Below are 20,143 nucleotides of genomic sequence, written 5' to 3'. Positions count from 1 at the left end.
CGGCCATGGCCATCCGACGCATCCTGACCATCGACAACACCGCCGACCTGGCGATCCTCAAGCAGGTATCAAAGCCCGTAGAGGTCGTCGACGACGCCCTGCGCGCCCTGATGGATGACATGCTGGAGACCATGTACGACGCCCCGGGCATCGGCCTGGCCGCCGTGCAGATCGGTGAGCTGAAGCGTGTCGTGGTCATGGATCTGGGCGACGGCCCCCTGCCTGAAGGGGCCGAGGAGCCGGCCGAGGGCGAAGAAAGCCGCGTTCCCAATCCGCGCGCCTTCGTCAATCCGGAGATCCTCTGGGCCTCGGACGAGACCTATTGCTACGAAGAGGGTTGCCTCTCGATCCCGGAGTATTTCGACGAGGTCGAACGCCCCGCCCGCGTCCGGGTCACCCATCTGGATCGCGACGGAAACCGCATCGAGGAAGAGATCGAGGGCCTCTACGCCGTCTGCTACCAGCACGAACTCGACCATCTGAACGGCGTTCTGTTCATCGACCACCTGTCGCGCCTGCGCCGCGACCGCGCCATGTCCAAGGTCAAGAAGACCATGCGCCTGAGAGAGGACGCCTGATGTCCCGCCGCAAGTCCTACGTCATCGATCCCACCGGCCGTCGCCGCCTGACCCGATCCGAGAAAATCGGCATCGGCTCCGTCGCCACCCTGATCGGCGTCGCCGCGCTCGGCATCATCGCCGGCGTCCTGCTGGACCGTCTGTTGGTGTTTGATGACGCGCTCGACGCCGGCGGCGAATGGGACGAGGGCGGCGGCGTCTCCACCCGCTGGCAGTAAGCGTTTCGACAGAAATCGCTTTCGTGGTATGGTCCAGACATGGCTCAACCTGAACCTGAATATGTCCCTCTGCTTCTGCGGCCCGATCTGATCGAAGAGGTCAACCGGATGGCGGCCCATATCCGGTCGCCTGAAGGCCAGGCGGAGATCGCGGCGTGGGCGAAGAGACTGCGGGAAGATCCGGTCGAGCGACGTTTGGGCGAAGAGCTCGAAGCCGACTTCGCGGATATCCCGGGCTGGGAATGGAACGAGGATCTTTAGTCGCCGCAGTTTTTTCGCGCGAGCTTGGCCGACCGCGTCCGGCACTTGTGATCCAGTCTGATGATTTTCAGTTGGGTATGGTCGCGCTGCTTCCAATCACAAGCCACCTTCAACCTGGGTTGAGTTTTCGGATCGACGTGCTGCCGACGAGCGGCAATGGCCTGAAACGCCGCTCTCAGGTCATGATAGACCGATCCCAATCGGTCGCGATCACACGCATTGGAAAAACGATCGGTCGCCTCGACGTGGAAACCCAGCATCGCGTCGATCTCATGCTCTCGCTATTCCTCGGCCTGGCCTGAGGCTATAGCCCGCCCATGCGCCTCGCCTTCATGGGTACCCCCGACTTCGCCGTGCCGTCTCTGGCCGAGCTCATCGCCTCGGGCCACGAGATCGTGGCCGTCTATTCCCAGCCACCCCGACCCAAGGGGCGCGGTCAGAAACTGACGCCGTCGCCGGTCCACGCCTTCGCCGAGGCCATGGGGCTGCCGGTCTTCACGCCGGAGTCGATGAAGGCCCCAGAAGCCATCGAGACCTTCAACAGCCTCGACCTCGATGCGGCCTGCGTCGTCGCCTACGGCCAGATCCTGAAGCCCGCCGTGCTGCAGGCTCCCCGTCTCGGGTGTTTCAACCTGCATGGCTCCCTGCTGCCTCGCTGGCGCGGTGCCGCCCCGATCCAGCGCGCCATCATGGCCGGAGACCGCGAGACCGGCGTCCAGATCATGCGGATGTCGGAAGGGCTCGACGAGGGCGCGATCCTGCTCAGCGAGATCCTGCCGATCCAGCCGGACGACACCGCCGCCAGCCTGGCTGAACGCATGTCGATGGTCGGCGCCACCCTGTGGACCCGGACCCTCGCCGCCATCGAACGTGGCGGCGTCACCGAGACCCCGCAAACCGGCGAACCGACCTACGCGAAGAAGATTACCCCCGCAGAGGCCCGTATCGACTGGACCCGGCCGGCCGCAGAGATCGACTGCCACATCCGCGGCCTGTCGCCCTTCCCCGGCGCCTGGTTCGAGGCCCCCGGTCCCGACGGCCCGGTCCGGGTGAAGGCCCTGCTGTCCTGCCTGTCCAGCGAAGGCGCCGGCGCGCCCGGGGAACTGCTGGAAGGCGGCTTGCTGATCGCCTGCGGAGACGGAGCCGTCCGCCTGCTCCGCGTCCAGCGCGAGGGCAGGGCGCAGTCGTCGCCCGCCGACTTCCTCAACGGCTTCGCCCTGCCGGTCGGGACCATCCTGGGCTGATGCCCCGCTATCGGCTGGACATCGAATACGACGGCGGGCCCTACAACGGCTTCCAGGCCCAGGACGGCCTGCCCACGGTTCAGGGCGCGATCGAGACGGCCATCCACGCCTTCTGCGGCGAGACAGTACGCATCGCCGCCGCGGGCCGCACCGACAGCGGGGTCCACGCCACAGGCCAGGTCGCCCATGTCGACCTCGACAAGGACTGGCCCGCCGCCACGGTCATGAACGCCCTCAACGCCCATCTGATCAGGGAGGGCGTCGCCGTCCTCGATTGCCGGGCCGTACCCGACGACTGGCATGCCCGCTTCTCGGCCACGGGCCGCAAATACCTGTACCGCATCCTCAACCGCCCCGGCCGCCCGGCGCTGGAGCGGGGCCGGGTCTGGCATGTGCGCAAACCGCTCGATGCCGGGGCCATGCAGGCCGGCGCCAACCACCTGATCGGCCACCACGACTTCACCACCTTCCGCGACCTGGCCTGCCAGTCGAAGTCGCCGGAGAAGACCCTCGATGTGGCGACGGTCCGACGCGTGGGCGAGGAGGTTCATCTGGTGTTCGAAGCCCGGTCCTTCCTGCACCGCCAGGTCCGGTCCATGGCGGGCACCCTGGTCGAGGCCGGTCTCGGCCGCTGGACGCCCGACGACGTGAAGGCGGCGCTCGAGGCGAGGGATCGTACCGCCTGCGGACCCGTGGCGCCGTCGGATGGGCTCTATCTAACCGGCGTCACCTACGGTTCTTGACAAGGTTTGCCATCGGACCGACCCTTGGGTCATGGCCACGATGAACATTTCCCTCCCCGATCAGATGAAGGCCTGGGTCGAGGCCCAGTCCGCCGATGGCCGCTATGCGAACTCCAGCGACTACGTCCGCGACCTGATCCGCAAGGAGCAGGTGAAGGCGGAGAAGATCGCCAGCATGCAGCGACTGGTCGATGAAGCCTATGCGTCCGGCGTCAGTGAAAAGAGCTTCGACGAGATCATCACGGAGGCGCGCGCGGAAGCCGGGAGCCGCGCAGGTTCACGGGCGGCCTGACCATTGCGGGTCCGCTACGCCGGGGCGGCTGAAGCCGATCTGAAATCGATCTATCTCAGCAGCTCGGAAATGTTCGGACGACGGCAGGCTGAAGCCTATGTCGCTGGCCTTCGGCGAGCTGTCCAACAGATCGCCGACTATCCTCTGGCGTCGCGATTGAGGGAGACGATCCAGCCGCCGATCCGCGCCCGTCCTTTCCAATCCCACGTGATCATCTACACGGTCGATGAGGTGGGCGTTCTGATCCTGCGTTTTCGCCACGGGCACGAGAATTGGCAGGATAACGCCATCGACGGCGAGGAGGACACCCCATGACCCACCCCATCCACATCGGCATCGGCGGCTGGACCTTCGAGCCCTGGCGCGGCGTCTTCTATCCGTCGGACCTGACGCAGAAGCGCGAGCTGGAATATGCCTCGCGCGCCCTGACCTCGATCGAGATCAACGGCACCTACTATTCGACGTTCAAGCCTGACAGCTGGATGAAATGGCGCGACGAGACGCCGGAGGGCTTCGTCTTCTCCGTCAAGGCCAGCCGCTACTGCACCAACCGGAAAATCCTGTCCGAGGGCGGCGAGAGCTTCGCGCGGTTCCTCGACCAGGGCCTGACCCTGCTGGGCGACAAGCTGGGCCCGATCAACTGGCAGTTCATGGGGACCAAGAAGTTCGATCCCGAGGACTTCGAGGGCTTCCTGAAGCTGTTGCCGAAAGAAAAGGACGGCGTCCGCCTGAGGCATGCGCTTGAGGTCCGCAACCCGACCTTCGCGACACAGAAGTTCTACGATCTCGCCGCCAGATACGGCGCCGCCATCGTCTATGCCGTCGACGACGAGGAACCGACCTGGCCCCAGATCGACGAGCCGACCGCCGACTTTATCTACGCCCGTCTGATGTCCAGCCGCGAGGACGAGCCCACCGGCATGACCTCGGGCAAGCTGGACGCGGTGGCGCAGCAGACGAGGGCCTGGGCCGAACGCGGCGAGGTGTTCGCCTATTTCATCTCGGGTGCGAAGGTGCGGAACCCGGCTGCGGCGCAGGCCCTGATCGCCCGGCTCGTCTAGTTGCGGATTAATTGTAACCGCAGTTGATGCGAATTTGCTTGAACCAGCGCAATCCCGTCCCTTTATATGAAACCGCTGCTGATGCAGTTGTAGACTTTAAGGGGTTTTCCAATGGCTTTCGACTCTCTCCCCGCCCGAGACGTCCCGCTCACCGATGCGGCCCTGGCCCAGGTGTTCACCGAGGCCCGCACGCGCAACGGCTGGACCGACCGTCCCGTGCCGACCGAGCTGTTGCACCGCCTGTATGACCTGACAAAATTCGGTCCGACGGCGGTGAACAACACCCCTGCCCGCCTTGTCTTCGTCACGTCGCCCGAGGCCAGGGCGCGCCTCGTGCCGCTGATGAGCGAGGGCAACCAGGCCAAGACGGCCCAGGCGCCGGTCACGGTCATCCTCGGCTACGACATGAATTTCCACGATCACCTGCCGCACCTGTTTCCGCATGCGCCGGGCGCCCGCGACTGGTTCGGCGAAGAGACCGGACGTCGTGAAAGCGCCTTCCGCAACTCCTCGCTGCAGGGCGGCTATTTCCTGCTCGCCGCCCGCGCCCTGGGTCTCGATGTCGGTCCCATGTCCGGCTTCGACCCGGCGGGCGTGAAGGCCGCGTTCTTCCCCGACGGCGACATCGAGCCGAATTTCATCATCAACCTCGGCTACGGCAACGACGACAATCTCTTCCCGCGCAGCCCCCGGCTGACGTTCGACGAGGCTGCGAAGATCGTCTGACGGATCAGGCGCGCAACCACGGCTTTCCGCGCAACCCGCCACAGGCTAATGATTTCCCTGACAAAGGTTCGGCGCCAGACCGGACCGTCAGGGAAACAGGAACGCAAATGGCTCGAGTGGCTCTCGTCACGGGTGGAACCCGCGGTATCGGCAAGTCGATCGTCCAGCGGCTGAAGGAGGACGGCATGTCCGTCGCCGCCGGCTATTCGGGCAATATGGAAGCGGCCGAGGCCACGGCCCGCGAGCTGGGCGTCATGGTCGTCAAGGGCAATGTCGGCTCCTACGAGGACTGCGCCCGCGCCGTCGCCGACGTGGAGGCCGAGCTGGGCCCCATCGACGTGCTGATCAACAATGCCGGCATCACCCGCGACGGCTTCTTCCACAAGATGAGCGCCGACCAGTGGTCCGACGTCATCCGCGTCAACATGGACAGTGTGTTCAACATGACGCGCCAGGTGATCAACGGCATGCGCGACCGTGGCTTCGGCCGCATCGTCAACATCTCCTCGATCAACGGCCAGAAGGGCCAGATCGGCCAGACCAACTATTCCGCCGCCAAGGCCGGGATGATCGGCTTCACCAAGGCCCTGGCCCTGGAGAACGCGCGCAAGGGTGTCACCGTGAACTGTATCGCGCCCGGCTATATCGACACGGAAATGGTCGGAGCCATGGACGAGAAGGTCCTGGCCGGCATCATCGCCCAGATCCCCGTGGGCCGTCTGGGCAAGGGCGAGGAGATCGCCGACATGGTATCCTGGCTGTCGGGCGAGCGTGCCGGATATGTCACAGGCTGCACGCTGTCGCTGAACGGTGGTCAATACTTGGTCGGCTGACCTTTTCGTCGCCCAAAATCCGCCGCGGCTCCCGCGCAACGCTTTCGGCCATGAGTTCAAGGGTCAAGCACGAGACGGCGCGATCGCCGGTCCCGGCGACGATGGCGTTCGCCATCGTCGTTCTGGCGATCATGGTCGCTTCGGCCGCCGAGGCCCAGGTGCGCGGCAACGCCCAGGCCGAGCAGAATGAGACCTTCCAGAACGACAGCCAGCACGGCCTCCCGGCCAACGGCCTCTATGCGTCCGACGTCGGTGAGCGGTTCATCTTCGACGGCCGGGGCACGCGTCCGCTGTTCCGGTTCGAGCGCCGGGAGGAGACCTGGGTGTTGCGCTCGACGCCCGCGCCGCGCGGCGACGTCATCTATCGCAACGACGGCGGGGCCCAGATCCTGCGTGTCACGCCGGACGGCGGCCTGACCCTCTATACGACCCGCACGCCGAACGGCTCTCCGGCCTCGCGCATCGGGGTGGCCCCGCCGCTTGAACTGCCGACGCTGGGCCCGATCCGGCTGTTTACCCTGATGAACCAGCGCGGCAGTCTGGTCAGCCAGGCCCTGGGCCGGCTGATCGTCGTCAACCTGACGGGCGAACAGTCCGAGGCCCTGATGGTCGACGCCCTGATCGTGACCACCGAGGCGGTCATCCGCATGGCCCGCACCCCGACCTTCCGCGACCGTGTGAACGGCCTGCGCAGCATCACTCTGGTGGAGGGCTCCCGCAGCTCCGTGACCTTCTCGGGCGGCGATCTGCGGGTCGTCGTCGATCCGCGTCAGGGACAGGCCGGGCGGCCGTCGTCCTCCAGCATCATCCAGGCCGTCGCAACGCGGGACTAGAGCCTGATCGGCTGAGGTGGAATCGCTTCGCGATTCCGCTGATGCCGTGAATCAGGCTCCAGATATAAGCGAGAGCATGATTCACGCTTCATGTCGGACCCGCCAAGCGGGTCCATCAGAAACGATCATGCTCTAGCCGGCGAAAGAATCCTTCGCTGCGCGACGCCGGGCGAACTCTTCCGCATTGCCGGCGGTCAGGAACGGATTGAAGGCCCGCTCGATCTTCATGGTCGTCGGCACCGTCGGCTCGCCCCGTTCGCGCGCCGCGAAGATCGCCTCCGCATGCGCCTTCACCTCCAGCCGATCATCAACGCTGAGGGTGAAACGGGCGTTGGCCGCCGTATATTCGTGCGCCCCGTACAGCACCGTCTCGTCGGGCCAGGCCAGCAGACGGCTCAGGCTGTCCCACATCTGCTCCGGCGTGCCTTCGAACAGCCGCCCGCAGCCCAGCGGGAACAGGGTGTCGCCGGTGAAGGCGATGGCGTCCGCCGCCGAACGGAAGACCACATGGCCCAGCGTATGGCCCGGCGTCGCGGTCACATGCAGGGGCGTGGCGCCGATCATGACCATGTCGCCCTCCTCGACCACCCGGTCCAGCGGCGCGACCTTTCGCACCTCCTCCGGCCCCCAGATGTCGCAACCGGTCTCGGCCTGAAGCCGCGCATTGCCCTCGGTGTGGTCAGGGTGCCAGTGAGTGTTGACGATCCGGTCCAGCCTGCCCCAGCCGAGGCTGGCGATCCCGTCCAGGATCACCTGGGCGTCCGGTGTGTCGATGGCCGCGACCGTCCCCGTCGCCTCGTCCCGGGCAAGGAAGGCGTAGTTGTCGGTCCGCGCCGCAAACAGGTGAACGGTCAGGGGCATGGGTCGTCCTTGGTTCGGTAAGCCTCATCGCCATATAGTCAGGACCATGCGCCGCGCCATCGAAGACCTGCGATCCTTCTACGGCGAGCCGACCGGTGCGCTGGTGCGTCGGCTGCTGGCGAAGCGGCTGGAGGATGCCTGGGGCGAGGCGCCGGGCTGCGACGTGCTCGGCATCGGCTACGCCACGCCCTGGCTGGACGCCTTCGTCGGCGCCCGCCGTGTCATCGCCGCTATGCCTTCGGGCCAGGGCGTCGAGGTCTGGCCCGCCGCCGGGCGCAACCGCACGCTTCTGGTCGACGACAAGCGGCTGCCCTTCCCGGCCGGATCGTTCGACCGCGTGCTTCTGGTCCATGCGCTGGAGGAGGCGGACGATCCCGCCCAGCTGCTGACCGAAGCTGTGCGCGCCCTCGCACCCGCCGGGCGGATCATCCTGGCCGCCGCCGCGCGGGGCGGCATGTGGGCCCGGGCCGAAAGCACCCCCTTCGGTCACGGCCGTCCCTTTACCCGGGGCCAGCTGGAACGACTGGTCCGCGCCGCCGGCCTGGAGCCGACCGCCTGGTCCCAGACCCTCTATGTTCCGCCGTGGACTCCGCTGCTGGGCCTCGCCGACGGATTCGAACAGATCGGTCGGCGTATCGCGCCGGGCGCCGCCGGGGTGATTCTGCTGGAGGCGACCCGTCAGGCCTACGCCCGCATCCGTCCCTCGGGCGCGAGCCTGCGCGTGCGCGCCGAGGCGCCCGGCCTACAGCCCCAGCCCGTCACGCGCGGCCCGATCACCCGCAATCCTCTGTCTCGAAGACTGGATACAGACGCCGAACCTCTTTAAGCGCGGGCCCATGCACCGCCTGATCCTGATGCGCCACGCCAAGACCGAGCGGGCCGCCGAAAGCGGCCTCGACCGTGATCGCGCCCTGACGCCGCGCGGGCTGGACGACGCCGCCCTGATGGGCCGCATTCTGGCCGGCAAGGGCCTGCGGCCCGACCTCGCCCTGGTGTCCTCGGCCACCCGGACGCGACAGACCTGGGAGGCGATGCACGACTCGCTCGGGGACGTCGAGGTCCGCATCGAGCCCCGCCTCTACGACGCCACCACCGACATCATCCGTCGCTTCGTCGAGGATGCGGAGGACAAGGCGGGTTGTTTGCTGGTCATGGCCCACAATCCGGGCGTCCAGTTGCTGGCCATGGAATATCTGACCGAGAGCGCCGCCTCCCCGTCGGTGCTCGATCGGATGGCGGGTGGTTTCCCAACGGGCGCGGCGGCCATCTTCGAGGTCGATGTCGCAGGTCGCTGCGCCTACGACGGCTTCCTCACGCCCAAGGCCTTCGGCGGCGGGGCAGAGGACTGATGACCGAGACCGTCGCCTACAAGATCATCGACGCTGCCGAATGGCGCGGGGCTGTGGCCGAGGGCGTCTATGCCGGGTCCGCCTTCGATCTGGCGGACGGCTACATTCACCTGTCGACCGCCGATCAGCTGGCTGAAACCACGCGCAAACACTACGCCGGGCGCGAAAACCTGGTGCTGCTGACCGTCGACCTGACGGCGCTCGACGACACGATCGTCTGGGAGGCCTCGCGCGGCGGCGCCTTGTTCCCGCATATCTACGGCCTCCTGCCTGTGACGGCGGTCACCGAGGCTGTGGCCTATTCCTCCCCCATCGGGGGAGGGGGACCGCGAAGCGGTGGAGGGGGCCAACCCCAGACACCGTATCCGGATCGGCCCCCCTCCGTCACGGCGCAAAGAAGCGCCGCGCCACCTCCCCCCACGGGGGAGGAATAGATGCCCGTCCCCGACTTCGGCGCCGCGATCCTGCGTCGGCTTGACCCCGAGACGGCGCACGGCCTCGCCATCCAGGCTCTGAAGACCATCCCCCTGCCTGCGCCGCGTGCCGACGACCCGATCCTGGCGACCCGGATCGCGGGCCTGAACCTGTCCAACCCGATCGGCCTCGCCGCCGGGTTCGACAAGAACGGCGAAGCCCTGCGCGGCCTCGCCCGCCTCGGCTTCGGCTTCGTCGAATGTGGCTCGGTCACCCCCCTGCCCCAGGCCGGCAATCCGAAACCCCGGCTGTTCCGCCTGTCGCAGGACCGGGCCATCATCAACCGGATGGGCTTCAACAACACCGGGCTCGAGGCCTTCGCGGGCCATTTGTCCGCCCGCCCCTCGGGCGCTGTGATCGGCGCCAATCTGGGAGCCAACAAGGACACAGACGATCGCGCGGCCGACTATGTCACCGGCCTCAAACGACTTGCCGGCCTCAGCGACTATTTCACCATCAACATCTCCTCGCCCAACACGCCCGGCCTGCGCGCGCTGCAGGGGCGGGAGGCGCTCGACGACCTGCTGGGCCGCATCGCCGAGGCCCGGACCACCGCCGCGCCCGTCTTCCTCAAGATCGCGCCGGACCTGACCTTCGCCGAGATCGCCATGATCGTCGAGGCGGCCCTGGTCCACCGGATCGACGCCCTGATCGTGTCGAACACCACGCTCGACCGTCCCAACAGCCTGACCTCGCCCGACCGCGCCGAAGCCGGCGGCCTCAGCGGCGCGCCCCTGCGCGGCAGGGCCCTGGCCGCGCTTCGGGATGCCGCCGAGGCCGCCGATGGCCGCCTGCCCCTGATCGGCGTCGGCGGCATCGCATCGGGTCGGGACGCCTGGGAGCGGCTCCGCGCGGGCGCGTCGGCCATCCAGATCTATTCCGCCCTGATCTTCGACGGCCCCGGTCTGGTCGGGAGGATCAAACGCGATCTCGCCGCCCGTCTGCGCGCCGAAGGTTTTTCCAGCGTCGCCGAGGCGGTTTCGGCGGCTCCGTTGACGGAGCGTTAGGGGCAAGCCGGGCATAGTCTTCTGATGCGTGGCGAAGACCGCGCGTTTTATCGGGGGCAGAATGTCGGAGGCCAGTACGATCACGTCGCCGACGTGGGCCCCGGCGGTCCGTCGCCGTCGCAAGGCTCTGCTGCAGCGCCTGGGCATGGGCGCCGCCACCGCCATGGTCTTCAGCCCCCTGTTCGGCTGGACCTTCTCGAGCATCTGGGTCGGAACCTACTTCCTGGTCCAGTTGCTGGACCTGATGATTTTCGCCCCCATCAACAGCGGCAAGGTCGAGCGGATGGGACCGGTCCGGTCTGCCGCCGGCGTCGCCATGCTGTTCCTGAACGCGGCGGCTTTCGGCAGTCTGTCGATCCCTCTCTGGCTGACCGGCGGCCCGATGGGCGGAGTCTGCGCCGCCGTGCTGGCCGCCTCGGGCGCCATCTATGGCGTGATCAATTCGCCGCGCTCCAAGACGGTGCTCGCGATCACCGTCACCCCGCACTTCCTCTACATGCTGGCCACGCCCTTCTGGATGGCCTGGTACGGCGCCTCGTCGTCGTTCGTCACCGCCGCCGCCGTCGCCTTCGTGGTCTTCGGCGTCTACTGCCTGTCGACCTGGCAGCGCATGAACCAGGCCGCCGACGCCGAGATCGCCGCGCGCCTGGAAGCGGATCAACGCCGAGCCGACGCCGAGCGCATCATGGCCGGTCGCTCCATCTTCCTGGCCACCGTGGGCCATGACCTGCGCACCCCCATCAGCGCCATTCTGACCGGCGCGGCCGAGCTGGAGCGCGGCGCGACCGACGGCGCCGCCCGCGCCCAGGCCGCGCTGATCACCGACGCCGGGATCATGATGAAGGCGCTGCTCGACGATCTTCTGGATCACTCCAAGCTCGACGCCGGCCGGATGACGGTCGAGACCGTCGACTTCAACCTTCGCGGCCTGATCGCCCAGACCCTGATGTTCTGGCAGGGCGAGGCCCGCGCCAAGGGGCTGAACCTGCGCGTCGAGGGCGCGTCCAGCATCCCGCACTCGGTCAAGGGCGACCCCATGCGCCTGCGTCAGGTGCTGAACAACCTCGTCTCAAACGCGATGAAGTTCACGGCCGAGGGCTCGGTCACCCTGCGCCTTTCGGCCTGGCTGGAAGAGCCGGCGCACTATGCGATCCTGATTGAGGTGGCCGACACCGGCCCCGGCATGACGCATCAGCAGCTGACCCGGCTGTTCACCCCGTTCGACCAGACTGCGGAGGGGGTCAGCGCCCGCCATGGCGGCACGGGCCTGGGCCTCAGCATCAGCCGCGACCTGGCCGAACTGATGGGTGGCCGCCTGACCGCCCGCAGCTGTCCGGGAGAGGGCGCCGCCTTCACCCTGTCGCTTCTTCTGCCACGCGGCGACGCCATCATCGTCGCACCGAAGGGCTTCAACCAGGAGAGCCGGGGCGACATTGTCCGCAGCCTGGCCCCACGGACGCGCCGCGCGGCTACGCCCGTGCCCACGCCCTCAACGCCGGTCTTCGAGACCGCTCCTGCGTCGATAGAGCCCGAGGCAGAGACGCTGCCGGTCGAGAGCGGCCCCGAGATCGGCAACGAGATCGGCAACGACCCCGAGCAGGAGGCGGACCGGCCCCTGCGCGTGCTGGTCGTCGATGACCACGACATCAACCGCCGCGCGGTGGAGCTGATCCTCTCTCCGCTGGGCTGCGATATCGCGACCGCCGCAGACGGCCTTCTGGCCCTGGCCCAGTGTCAGACCGCCGAGTTCGACGTCATCTTCATGGATGTGCGGATGCCCGAGCTCGACGGCCGCGAAACCACCCGCAGGCTCCGCGCCGGCGGCGGATTGAACGCCACGACCCCCGTAATCGCCGTCACCGCCGACACCTCGCCCGACGACATCGCCGCCTGCATGGCCGCAGGCATGACCTATTTCGTGTCCAAGCCCCTGACCCCGACCGCCCTGCTGGGCGCCCTAAGTCACGTCCTGGCGGGCGAAGAGTCCGAAGCCGCCGAGGCCGAGACCGTCGCCGCCTGACCGGTCACCTCGGCGACCAGTTTCGACGCGGCGTCCGGCGCCTTCAGACCACATTCCCAGACCGTGACGACACGCCAGCCGTCGTTGGTCAATTTGGCGACGACTTGACGATCCCTGGCGACATTTCTCGCCAGTTTGGCGGTCCAGTAGTCGGCATTGGCCCTGGGCTTTCGCTAGCCCCTCGCGCAGTCGTGGCCATGCCAGAAACAGCCGTGGACAAAGACCACCGTCCGCCGCCCCTGCATGACGATATCCGGCCTGCCGGGCAGGCCTGAGCCGCCCAGCCGATAGCCGACTCCCGCCGCGCGCAGCATCCGCCGCATCGCGATCTCTGGCGCGGTGTCGCGCCCCTTGACCCGACGCATGACGGCGCTGCGCTTCTCCGGAGAGAAGACGTCCGTCATGCGCCGCCGGCCTCTAAAGCTGCGCCAGCAGGTGTTCCGCCGACGATACCTTGAACTCGCCGCCCTGTTCGATGTTCAGCTGGGTGACGACGCCGTCCTTGACCAGCATCGAATAGCGCTGCGAGCGCTCGCCCATGCCGAAACCGCGCGCGTCCAGCACCAGGCCGAGCGTGCGAGTGAAGTCACCGCTGCCGTCGGCCAGCATGACCACGTCATCTGGTGTCAGGCTCTGGCTCTCGGCCCAGGCGTTCATCACGAAGGCGTCGTTGACGGACAGGCAGGCGATCACGTCGACGCCCTTCTCCGCGAGCACCGACTTGTTGTCGACATAACCGGGCAGGTGACGCGCCGAGCAGGTCGGGGTGAAGGCGCCGGGAACGGCGAAGAGGGCGACGGTCCTGCCCTTGAAGAACTCGTCGGTGTGGACCGGCCTGGGGCCTTCCGGAGTGCCTTGCGACAGGGTGGCCGAGGGGATGCGGTCGCCGATCTGGATCGTCATGGGAGGCTCCGGGAGGTCTGTGAAAGAGGCGCGTGCGCCGACTTCGGTCAGATAGGCGCACCCGTAGCCCTCGCCAAGCGTGATCGTGACCGCTCTCGCCTTGCGTAACGCCCCCGGCGCACCGATCATTCAGTCATGGACGATTTCCAATCCCTCGCGGGCCGGCTGCTGGTGGCCATGCCCGGCATCGGCGACCCCCGTTTCGAGCATGCGGTGATCCTGGTCTGCGCCCACGAGCCCGACCATGCGATGGGCGTGCGGGTCGATCGGCCGGCCCCCGGCGTCGACCTGAAGGCCGTCCTGACCAAATTGTCGGTCAACGCCCCCGACGCGTCGAGGGGTCGCCCCGTCATGGTTGGCGGCCCGGTCGAGCGCGAGCGCGGCTTCGTGCTCCACACCGACGACTGGATGATCGACGACACCTCGACACCGTTCGGCGCGGGCCTTGCCCTGACCGGCACGCGCGAGGCGCTCGCGGCCATGACCGACCCCCTCGCCGGCCCGCGCCGTTCGACCCTGCTGCTCGGCTATGCCGGATGGGGCGACGGCCAACTGGAGGAGGAACTGGGCGAGAACGTCTGGCTGACGGCCGACGCCGACCTCGACCTGCTGTTCGATACGGATTTCGACACGAAGTGGGCGCGCGCGCTGGCCGGCCTCGGCGTCGATGCGGCGATGCTGTCGGGGCAGAGCGGCAGGGCCTAGCCGCTTGCGTCTCCTCCCCATCGAAGATGGGGAGGTGGCTCGGAGCGCAGCGGAGAGACGGAGGGGTTCTTGCCGCCCTCCAGAACCCCTCCGTCAGCTCGCGAAGAGGCTCGCTGCCACCTCCCCATCCTTCGGACAGGGAGGAGACGAAAGTCACCCCGACCTTGCCTTCAGCGGCGCGACGCCGTCGGAGAGGCTTTCGTTGAGATAGACCTCGGCCTCCTGCGCGGGCAGCGCAGGCGCATAGCCGAAGCCCTGGCCGTAGTGGCAGCTGGCGTCGAGCAGCAGGGCCGCCAGCCCGGCGTTCTCCACCCCCTCGGCCACGACCTCCAGGTTGAGGTCGCGACCCAGGTTGACGACCGACTTGACGATCTTCGCCGAGCCCTCGTCCTTATCCATCGTCAGCACGAAATAGCGGTCGATCTTCAGCGTATCGAACGGCAGGCGCGCCAAGTACGACAGCGACGAGAAGCCCGTGCCGAAGTCGTCGAGCGCGAGCGACGCGCCCACATCCTTGAGCTTCTGCAGGATGATCGCGGCCGAGGCCGTGTCGCGCATGATGTCGCCCTCGGTGACCTCCAGCTTCAGCGCGCCCCAGGGCAGGCCGGTCTCCTGGATCACGCGCGCGACATCCTCGACGAGGTTCGGCCGCTCGATCTCGCCGACCGACAGGTTGACGCTGCAGAACAGCTTGCCGGCCGAGGGGTGGCGCTTCAGCCACTCCGCCAGCTGGCGCGCCGACTGGGTCATCATCATCAGGCCCAGATCGTTCATCAGGCCCATCTCGTCGGTCAGGCCGAGGAACTCGTCCGGCGGCACGAGGCCGCGCTTGGGGTGACGCCAGCGGGCCAGGGCCTCGAACCCGGCCACCGCGCCGGTGTTCAGGTTCACGATCGGCTGGAAGAAGGGTTCGATCTCGCCGCGCACGAAGGCGTTGCGCAGGTCGGCCTCAAGCGCCAGGCGGCTGAGGCTGTCGCTCTCCATCGCCCGTCCATAGGCTGCGGCACCGCCGCGCCCGGCCTTCTTGGCGGCGCCGACAGCCAGTTCGACCCGGCGCAAAAGCTCGGCGGCGTCCGGCGCGTCCGGCCCGCCCTCGAAGGTCACCGAACCGATCGAGACGGTTGGATAGATGTCGAAGCCCGCGACCCGCAGCGGCTGTTCCAGCGCGTCCCTGAGCCGATCAGCGGCGTTGCCGACCCCGCGCGGCACCAGGACGGCGAATTCGTCCTCGCCGATCCGGGCCGGATTGGCGTCGAACGAGAAGGCGGCGGCCATGCGCGATCCGAGCGCGGAGATCACCATGTCGGTGCGCTCGTGGCCCAGGGCCTCGTTGAGGCGGCGCAGGCGGTCGATATCGGCGACGACCATGTCGTATTCGCCGGGCGCGGTCAGGGTCTCGGCGGCGCGATTGAGGAAGCTGCGGCGGTCCAGCAGGCCGGTCAGCACATCCTTGTCAGCGCCCGCGATCTTGGTTTCCAGCGCCACCATGCCGGCGGCGCGGAGGCCATCCTCAAGCCAGACGCCTCGCCACAGACAGGTCTCGGCTCCCCGCATGCGCAGCCGCAAGGCGATTTCGGTCCCTTCGGCGGCGGGTTTCAGCACCCGTTCGGCCAGTGACCGGTCCTGGGGCAGGGCGAGGGCGATGAAGGCGGCGCCCGAACATTCCGGCGCCAAAGGGCCCAGTCCCAGCGAACGGGTCGCGCCGGTGAAACGGATCTGATCGTCGCCCGGGGTCCATATCCACAGGGCGGAATCAGCGGCGGCCAGCGCCTCGATGGCCGTGGTCGCGTCCCAGGTCATGGTACGGGGTCGCGGGGTCACGGGTGCAGGCGTTCCTTCAGGACACAGCGACGTCGTCCGCCACGAGGCCGAACAGGATATGATCTGCCCATGCGCCGTTAATTTTAAGATAAGCCCGCGCCTCGCCCTCCTTCAGGAACCCGGCTTTTTCCAGAACCCGGCGCGACGCCGTGTTGGCCGGCAGGCAGGACGCCTCCAGCCGATGCAGGCGCACCGAGCGGAACGCGAACACTGTCATGGCCTGCACGGCGGCGGTCGCCACGCCAAGCCCGGCGAACGGTTGCCCGACCCAATAGCCCAGGGTGCCGGTCTCTGCGACGCCCCGCCGCACGTTCGACAGGGTGATGGCCCCCATCAGGGTCCGCCCGGACGGATCGAAGACGAAGAACGGCCAGGCGTGGCCCAGCTCCATCTCGCGCGCATAGACGCCCAGTCTGCGCCGATAGGCGGCCCGGGTCAGGTCGTCGTCCGGCCAGGACGGCTCCCACGGTTGCAGGTAGTCTCGCGAATGCTCCCGGAGGTCGGCCCAGGCCGAGTAATCGCCCGTGCGCGGCGGCCGCAGCAGCACGCCCGCGCCCTCGACCACGGGACCGGTCGCATCCGTCATCCAGTCCAGCAGGGCCATGGACGAAGAGATAGCCCGAGCAGACGCCCGAAGGCGAGTTCAAATCCTCCCCCATTGGGGGAGGGGGACCGCGAAGCGGTGGAGGGCGCCTGCCGCACATGCCGGAGTCCGGGGCTAGCCCCCACCGTCACTGCGCTACGCTCCGTGCCACCTCCCCCAAAGGGGGAGGATTACTGAGCCACTCTCTCAACAAATGCCCGCCCCGCCGGCGCTGCCGCCTTGGGCCCCAGCACCGCCGTCGAGGCCTTGCCCGAGGCGAGTATCCGCTCGCCGACGGCCTTCAAGTCCGCAATCGTCGCCGCCTCCATCCGCGCCGCCGTGTCGTCGGATGGCACCGGCGCGCCGAACATCAGGGTCTGGGCGGCGTTGCGCCCCGCGCGGCTGGCCGGGCTCTCGTCCGACATCCATAGCCCGCCCTTCAGCACCGCCTTGGCGCGCGACAGTTCGGCGTCGGTCGGGCCCTTCAGCGTCAGGTCGCGGATCTCGTCGGCGCAGACCTGGGCCAGTTCGACCGCCCGGTCCGCCGCCGCGCCCGCATAAATCCCCAGCACCCCGCCGTCCTCATAGGGCTCCTGATAGGCGTCGATGGCGTACGCCAGTCCCCGCTCCTCGCGCGCGCTCTGGAACAGGCGGGACGCCATCCCCCCGCCGAGGATCTCCGTGAACAGCCGCAGCGCCGGAATGCCCGTATCGCCCGTCGCCAGCGACGGAAGCTGGAACACCAGATTGGCCTGTTCGATCTTGCGCGACAGGGCCGCCGTGCCGCCGATGAAGGTCGCGGGCTCCGGCGCATCGGCGGGCTGGGCCACAGCGTCGGCGAACCAGCGCTCGGCCAGGGCCAGCAGCTCGAGCTCGTCCACCGCGCCGGACACCGCCACCACCATCCGGTCGGGCGAATAGAGTCGCGCGCGCCAGTCACTGATGGTCGTGCGATCGACCGGCTTCAGGCTGGCGATCGAGCCGAGAATCGGGCGGCCCAGCGGCTGGCCTGAGAAGGCCTTGGTCTGGGCCATTTCGAAGACATGGTCGTCGGGCGTGTCGAAGGCCTCGGCGATCTCCTGGGCCACGACGTCCTTCTCACGCTCGATCTCGGCGGCGTCGAGCGTGGGGCGGAACACCAGATCCGACACCACCTGCATTGCGAGGCCCAGCGATCCGTCCAGGGCCCGGATCTCGAAACTGGTCCGCTCATAGCCGGTGGCGGCGTTGATCGAGCCGCCCTCGGCTTCGATCCGTTCGACGATGTCGCGCGCGCCCATGTCGCCGGCGCCCTTGAACACCAGGTGTTCGAGCAGGTGCGACCAACCGGAGCGGCTCTCGCTCTCCCACCGTGCCCCGCCCTTGACCGCCACGGTCAGGGCCAGGGTGCGCAGGCCGGGCATGGGATCGCAAACGACGCGGACGCCGTTGGACAAGGTATGAATAGAAGCGGTCAGGGGATGGGCTTTCGGTAGCGTCGGACGAGCACGGCCACATAGAAACCCACGAGGGCCAGCGCCAGCCCGTACCAGGTCAGGGCGTATCCCAGATGGTTGTTCGAGAAGGCCGCCGGGGGGGCCGAAGCGATCAGCGCCCCGATCTCCGGATTGGGCGAGGCCAGGGCGAACAGGGTGAACTCCGACGGCGCGGCGGCCCCCAGCTGTGCCGAGACGGCTGCATTGTCCCGGCCATAGAAACGGCCGTTTGCGGGCGGCGGCGTCATGGCTCCGGGCGGAGGCGACCGGCGCAGCTCCACCGCCATGGCCAGAGGCAAGGTCGAGGCCAGCACACGCGGCCGCGCCGAGATGCTGTCGGCCACGAAGCCCCGATCGACGAGGAAGGTCTGGGTCATCCCCTCAGGCACGCAGGCCGAGATCAGCCGGCTGCCGGGCTGGCCGTCATGGATCGACTGCAACTCGACATAGGCCGCGGTCGGCAGGCCGCGACACACGACCAGAGCCTTGCGGAACTCCGGATCGGCAGCGGTCAGGACCTCGGGCAATGGCGCGGGCGGCAGTTGGGCCGCCGCCTCGGCCTTGGCGATCAACTGTTCCTTCCAGTGCATCCGCTGCACCTGCCAGGTCCCGAGCCCGCACAGCAGGGCGACGCAGACCAGCAGAAACAGGGTCAGGAGGATGGGGAACCGCGCAAGGACCAAATCCTCGCCCGTCAGGGGCTGCGGGCGGCTCGTATACGAGCCGTCCTCAGGCTCGGAGCGAAGCGGAGAGACGAAGGGGCCCCGTTCCACATCCGGCGTCTGGGGTTGGCCCCCTGACCCGATGGGGGAGGACTGTGGATCTTGCTCAGTCATTGGTGCGCATCTGTCCCGCCCGGTGGCGCATCTGCAGGGCGATCATCACCCCCTTGCCCGGCTGCATCAGTCCCAGCGACATCCCCACGACCAGCGGCAGGGCAACGACCAGCATGGCCCAGACCGACGGGTCATAGGCGATCTGGACGAACAGCGCCCCGAACACCACCAGACCACCGGCGATCTGCATGACGAAGATGGCGGCCCCGTCGCCGGTGTTCAGCCGGGTGAAGTCGAAGCCGCAGACCGCGCAGCGCTCGACCAACTTCAGGAAGCCCGAAAACAACGGCCCGTTGCCGCAGTTCGGGCAGCGGCAAAGCAAACCGGCGCGGATCGGGTCGATCCGCGCCGGTGCAGGAGTGTCAGGTTGGAGTGGACCGCTGTCCAACGCCGTCCCTAGCCGAACGTCACATAGACGAAGGCGAACAGGAACAGCCAGACCACGTCCACGAAATGCCAGTACCAGGCGGCGGCCTCGAAGCCGAAATGCTTCTGAGGCGTCATCTGGCCGGCCAGCAGGCGCAGCAGGCAGACGGCCAGGAAGATGGTGCCGAGCAGGACGTGGAAGCCGTGGAAACCCGTCGCCATGAAGAAGATCGAACCGTACAGGCCCGAGTTGGCGGCTTCCGCGTTGAAGAACAGGTTCTCGTGGAGGATGTGTTGGTATTCATAGACCTGAACCGCGGTGAACAGCGCGCCCAGGACCACGGTGATGACCAGGCCCATCTTGGCGCCGTTGCGGTCGCCGACCTGGAGGGCGTGGTGCGCCCAGGTGACGGTCGTGCCGGACAGCAGCAGGATTACGGTGTTCAACAGCGGCAGCTGCCACGGATCCAGAACCTCGACGCCCTTGGGCGGCCAGGTCGACCAGGCGGCGGCGGTATCGGCCCAGTTGGAGATTTCCGGGATGTGGGCGCGGGCTTCGTTGAAGACCGCCATCTCGAAGAACATCCAGAAGAAGGCGGCGAAGAACATGATCTCCGACGCGATGAACAGCACCATGCCGTAGCGCAGGCCGATCGAGACGACCGGCGTGTGATCGCCGCGACGGCTTTCCTTGATCACGTCCGACCACCAGCCGAAGGCCGAGTAGAGCACGCCGGCCAGACCGGCGAAGAACAGCCACGACGTGCCTTCCGGCAGGCCGAAGAGGCCCTTCATCCAGGCCACGGCGCCGACCATCATGACCGTCGTCGCGATCGAGGCGACCAGCGGATAGGGGCTGGGATCGACCAGGTGATAGTCGTGGTGTGGAGCGGCGTGGGCCATGCGTCGTGTCTCTGAATCGGCGAGAGAGGAGAAGTTCGAACGGGCTATAGC

Annotated in this window: 27 protein-coding genes; 18 read left to right on the top strand and 9 right to left on the bottom strand. The window is 67.8% G+C overall.

Going from position 1 to position 20,143, the window contains the following annotated elements; translation table 11 throughout:
- Positions 1–5: 5 nt before the first annotated feature.
- The 12 genes from def (at position 6) to ACP7AB_RS13060 (ending at position 6,789) form a co-directional block, all read left to right on the top strand.
- Positions 6–578 (top strand): peptide deformylase, encoded by a 573-nt coding sequence (def, locus tag ACP7AB_RS13115; RefSeq protein WP_303696563.1) that lies wholly within the window; start codon positions 6–8, stop codon positions 576–578.
- Complete coding sequence (locus tag ACP7AB_RS13110; RefSeq protein WP_425991762.1) at positions 578–796, top strand: hypothetical protein; 219 nt, start codon at positions 578–580, stop codon at positions 794–796. Before def ends, ACP7AB_RS13110 begins: the two co-directional genes overlap by 1 nt.
- Before the next feature lie 108 nt (positions 797–904).
- Positions 905–1,057, top strand: a complete 153-nt coding sequence (locus ACP7AB_RS13105) for a hypothetical protein (RefSeq protein ID WP_425991764.1) — start codon at positions 905–907, stop codon at positions 1,055–1,057.
- Entirely contained in the window at positions 1,039–1,359 is a 321-nt protein-coding gene (locus ACP7AB_RS13100; RefSeq protein ID WP_425991766.1) for a type II toxin-antitoxin system PemK/MazF family toxin, read from the top strand. Before ACP7AB_RS13105 ends, ACP7AB_RS13100 begins: the two co-directional genes overlap by 19 nt.
- 15 nt (positions 1,360–1,374) lie before the next feature.
- The gene (fmt, locus tag ACP7AB_RS13095; protein WP_425991768.1) at positions 1,375–2,301 is read left to right on the top strand and encodes a methionyl-tRNA formyltransferase; all 927 of its coding nucleotides are present in this window, start codon (positions 1,375–1,377) and stop codon (positions 2,299–2,301) included.
- Entirely contained in the window at positions 2,301–3,044 is a 744-nt protein-coding gene (gene truA / locus ACP7AB_RS13090; protein ID WP_425991770.1) for a tRNA pseudouridine(38-40) synthase TruA, read from the top strand. The genes fmt and truA overlap by 1 nt, the downstream gene beginning before the upstream one ends.
- A 31-nt stretch (positions 3,045–3,075) precedes the next feature.
- A complete protein-coding gene (locus ACP7AB_RS13085; protein WP_425991772.1) occupies positions 3,076–3,336 on the top strand; it encodes a type II toxin-antitoxin system ParD family antitoxin in 261 nt (86 codons plus the stop codon).
- A 3-nt stretch (positions 3,337–3,339) separates the two neighbouring features.
- Positions 3,340–3,651 carry a type II toxin-antitoxin system RelE/ParE family toxin gene (locus ACP7AB_RS13080; RefSeq protein ID WP_425991773.1) on the top strand — a complete coding sequence of 104 codons (312 nt, stop codon included), beginning with the start codon at positions 3,340–3,342 and terminating at the stop codon, positions 3,649–3,651.
- Positions 3,648–4,397, top strand: a complete 750-nt coding sequence (locus tag ACP7AB_RS13075) for a DUF72 domain-containing protein (RefSeq protein ID WP_425991775.1) — start codon at positions 3,648–3,650, stop codon at positions 4,395–4,397. Before ACP7AB_RS13080 ends, ACP7AB_RS13075 begins: the two co-directional genes overlap by 4 nt.
- 111 nt (positions 4,398–4,508) lie before the next feature.
- Positions 4,509–5,123 (top strand): malonic semialdehyde reductase, encoded by a 615-nt coding sequence (locus ACP7AB_RS13070; RefSeq protein WP_425991776.1) that lies wholly within the window; start codon positions 4,509–4,511, stop codon positions 5,121–5,123.
- Positions 5,124–5,230: 107 nt separating this feature from the next.
- The gene (gene phbB / locus ACP7AB_RS13065) at positions 5,231–5,956 is read left to right on the top strand and encodes an acetoacetyl-CoA reductase (protein ID WP_425991777.1); all 726 of its coding nucleotides are present in this window, start codon (positions 5,231–5,233) and stop codon (positions 5,954–5,956) included.
- 101 nt (positions 5,957–6,057) lie between these two features.
- A complete protein-coding gene (locus ACP7AB_RS13060; RefSeq protein WP_425991779.1) occupies positions 6,058–6,789 on the top strand; it encodes a DUF4908 domain-containing protein in 732 nt (243 codons plus the stop codon).
- Positions 6,790–6,921: 132 nt separating this feature from the next.
- On the opposite strand, the gene gloB is transcribed toward ACP7AB_RS13060, so the two are convergent.
- On the bottom strand, positions 6,922–7,650 hold the full coding sequence (gene gloB, locus ACP7AB_RS13055) for a hydroxyacylglutathione hydrolase (RefSeq protein ID WP_425991781.1): 729 nt from the start codon (positions 7,648–7,650) through the stop codon (positions 6,922–6,924).
- Between the two features lie 46 nt (positions 7,651–7,696).
- Between gloB and ACP7AB_RS13050 the strand changes: the two genes are divergently transcribed.
- From ACP7AB_RS13050 to ACP7AB_RS13030, 5 genes are all read left to right on the top strand, one after another.
- Positions 7,697–8,476 carry a class I SAM-dependent methyltransferase gene (locus ACP7AB_RS13050; RefSeq protein WP_425991782.1) on the top strand — a complete coding sequence of 260 codons (780 nt, stop codon included), beginning with the start codon at positions 7,697–7,699 and terminating at the stop codon, positions 8,474–8,476.
- A gap of 10 nt (positions 8,477–8,486) precedes the next feature.
- Positions 8,487–8,999, top strand: coding sequence for a SixA phosphatase family protein (locus ACP7AB_RS13045; protein ID WP_425991784.1), 513 nt, complete (start codon positions 8,487–8,489; stop codon positions 8,997–8,999).
- Positions 8,999–9,433 (top strand): DUF952 domain-containing protein, encoded by a 435-nt coding sequence (locus tag ACP7AB_RS13040; RefSeq protein WP_425991785.1) that lies wholly within the window; start codon positions 8,999–9,001, stop codon positions 9,431–9,433. The genes ACP7AB_RS13045 and ACP7AB_RS13040 overlap by 1 nt, the downstream gene beginning before the upstream one ends.
- The gene (locus tag ACP7AB_RS13035) at positions 9,434–10,480 is read left to right on the top strand and encodes a quinone-dependent dihydroorotate dehydrogenase (protein WP_425991786.1); all 1,047 of its coding nucleotides are present in this window, start codon (positions 9,434–9,436) and stop codon (positions 10,478–10,480) included.
- A gap of 61 nt (positions 10,481–10,541) precedes the next feature.
- Positions 10,542–12,500, top strand: coding sequence for an ATP-binding protein (locus ACP7AB_RS13030; protein WP_425991788.1), 1,959 nt, complete (start codon positions 10,542–10,544; stop codon positions 12,498–12,500).
- 173 nt (positions 12,501–12,673) lie between these two features.
- Here the strand turns inward: ACP7AB_RS13030 and ACP7AB_RS13025 are convergent, their stop codons facing one another.
- Entirely contained in the window at positions 12,674–12,904 is a 231-nt protein-coding gene (locus ACP7AB_RS13025) for a hypothetical protein (RefSeq protein ID WP_425991790.1), read from the bottom strand.
- Between the two features lie 13 nt (positions 12,905–12,917).
- Positions 12,918–13,403: a peroxiredoxin gene (locus tag ACP7AB_RS13020; protein WP_425991792.1), complete on the bottom strand. Its 486-nt coding sequence runs from the start codon at positions 13,401–13,403 to the stop codon at positions 12,918–12,920.
- Positions 13,404–13,538: 135 nt separating this feature from the next.
- Between ACP7AB_RS13020 and ACP7AB_RS13015 the strand changes: the two genes are divergently transcribed.
- Positions 13,539–14,108, top strand: coding sequence for a YqgE/AlgH family protein (locus tag ACP7AB_RS13015; RefSeq protein WP_425991794.1), 570 nt, complete (start codon positions 13,539–13,541; stop codon positions 14,106–14,108).
- Positions 14,109–14,261: 153 nt separating this feature from the next.
- On the opposite strand, the gene ACP7AB_RS13010 is transcribed toward ACP7AB_RS13015, so the two are convergent.
- The 6 genes from ACP7AB_RS13010 to ACP7AB_RS12985 form a co-directional block, all read right to left on the bottom strand.
- A complete protein-coding gene (locus ACP7AB_RS13010) occupies positions 14,262–15,908 on the bottom strand; it encodes a putative bifunctional diguanylate cyclase/phosphodiesterase (RefSeq protein ID WP_425991796.1) in 1,647 nt (548 codons plus the stop codon).
- A 37-nt stretch (positions 15,909–15,945) separates the two neighbouring features.
- Positions 15,946–16,533 (bottom strand): GNAT family N-acetyltransferase, encoded by a 588-nt coding sequence (locus tag ACP7AB_RS13005; RefSeq protein WP_425991798.1) that lies wholly within the window; start codon positions 16,531–16,533, stop codon positions 15,946–15,948.
- Between the two features lie 170 nt (positions 16,534–16,703).
- Positions 16,704–17,915, bottom strand: coding sequence for a M16 family metallopeptidase (locus tag ACP7AB_RS13000; protein WP_425991800.1), 1,212 nt, complete (start codon positions 17,913–17,915; stop codon positions 16,704–16,706).
- 50 nt (positions 17,916–17,965) lie between these two features.
- Entirely contained in the window at positions 17,966–18,670 is a 705-nt protein-coding gene (locus ACP7AB_RS12995; RefSeq protein ID WP_425991802.1) for an SURF1 family protein, read from the bottom strand.
- 145 nt (positions 18,671–18,815) lie between these two features.
- Complete coding sequence (locus ACP7AB_RS12990; protein WP_425991804.1) at positions 18,816–19,211, bottom strand: DUF983 domain-containing protein; 396 nt, start codon at positions 19,209–19,211, stop codon at positions 18,816–18,818.
- 8 nt (positions 19,212–19,219) lie between these two features.
- Positions 19,220–20,092, bottom strand: coding sequence for a cytochrome c oxidase subunit 3 (locus ACP7AB_RS12985; RefSeq protein ID WP_425991806.1), 873 nt, complete (start codon positions 20,090–20,092; stop codon positions 19,220–19,222).
- Positions 20,093–20,143: the final 51 nt, after the last annotated feature.

It is taken from the genome of Brevundimonas sp. TWP3-1-2b1, assembly GCF_049896165.1.
GTDB classification, from domain to species: domain Bacteria; phylum Pseudomonadota; class Alphaproteobacteria; order Caulobacterales; family Caulobacteraceae; genus Brevundimonas; species Brevundimonas subvibrioides_B.
Note: the sequence above shows the minus strand (reverse complement) of the source record. Positions and strands in the feature narration are given on the sequence as shown.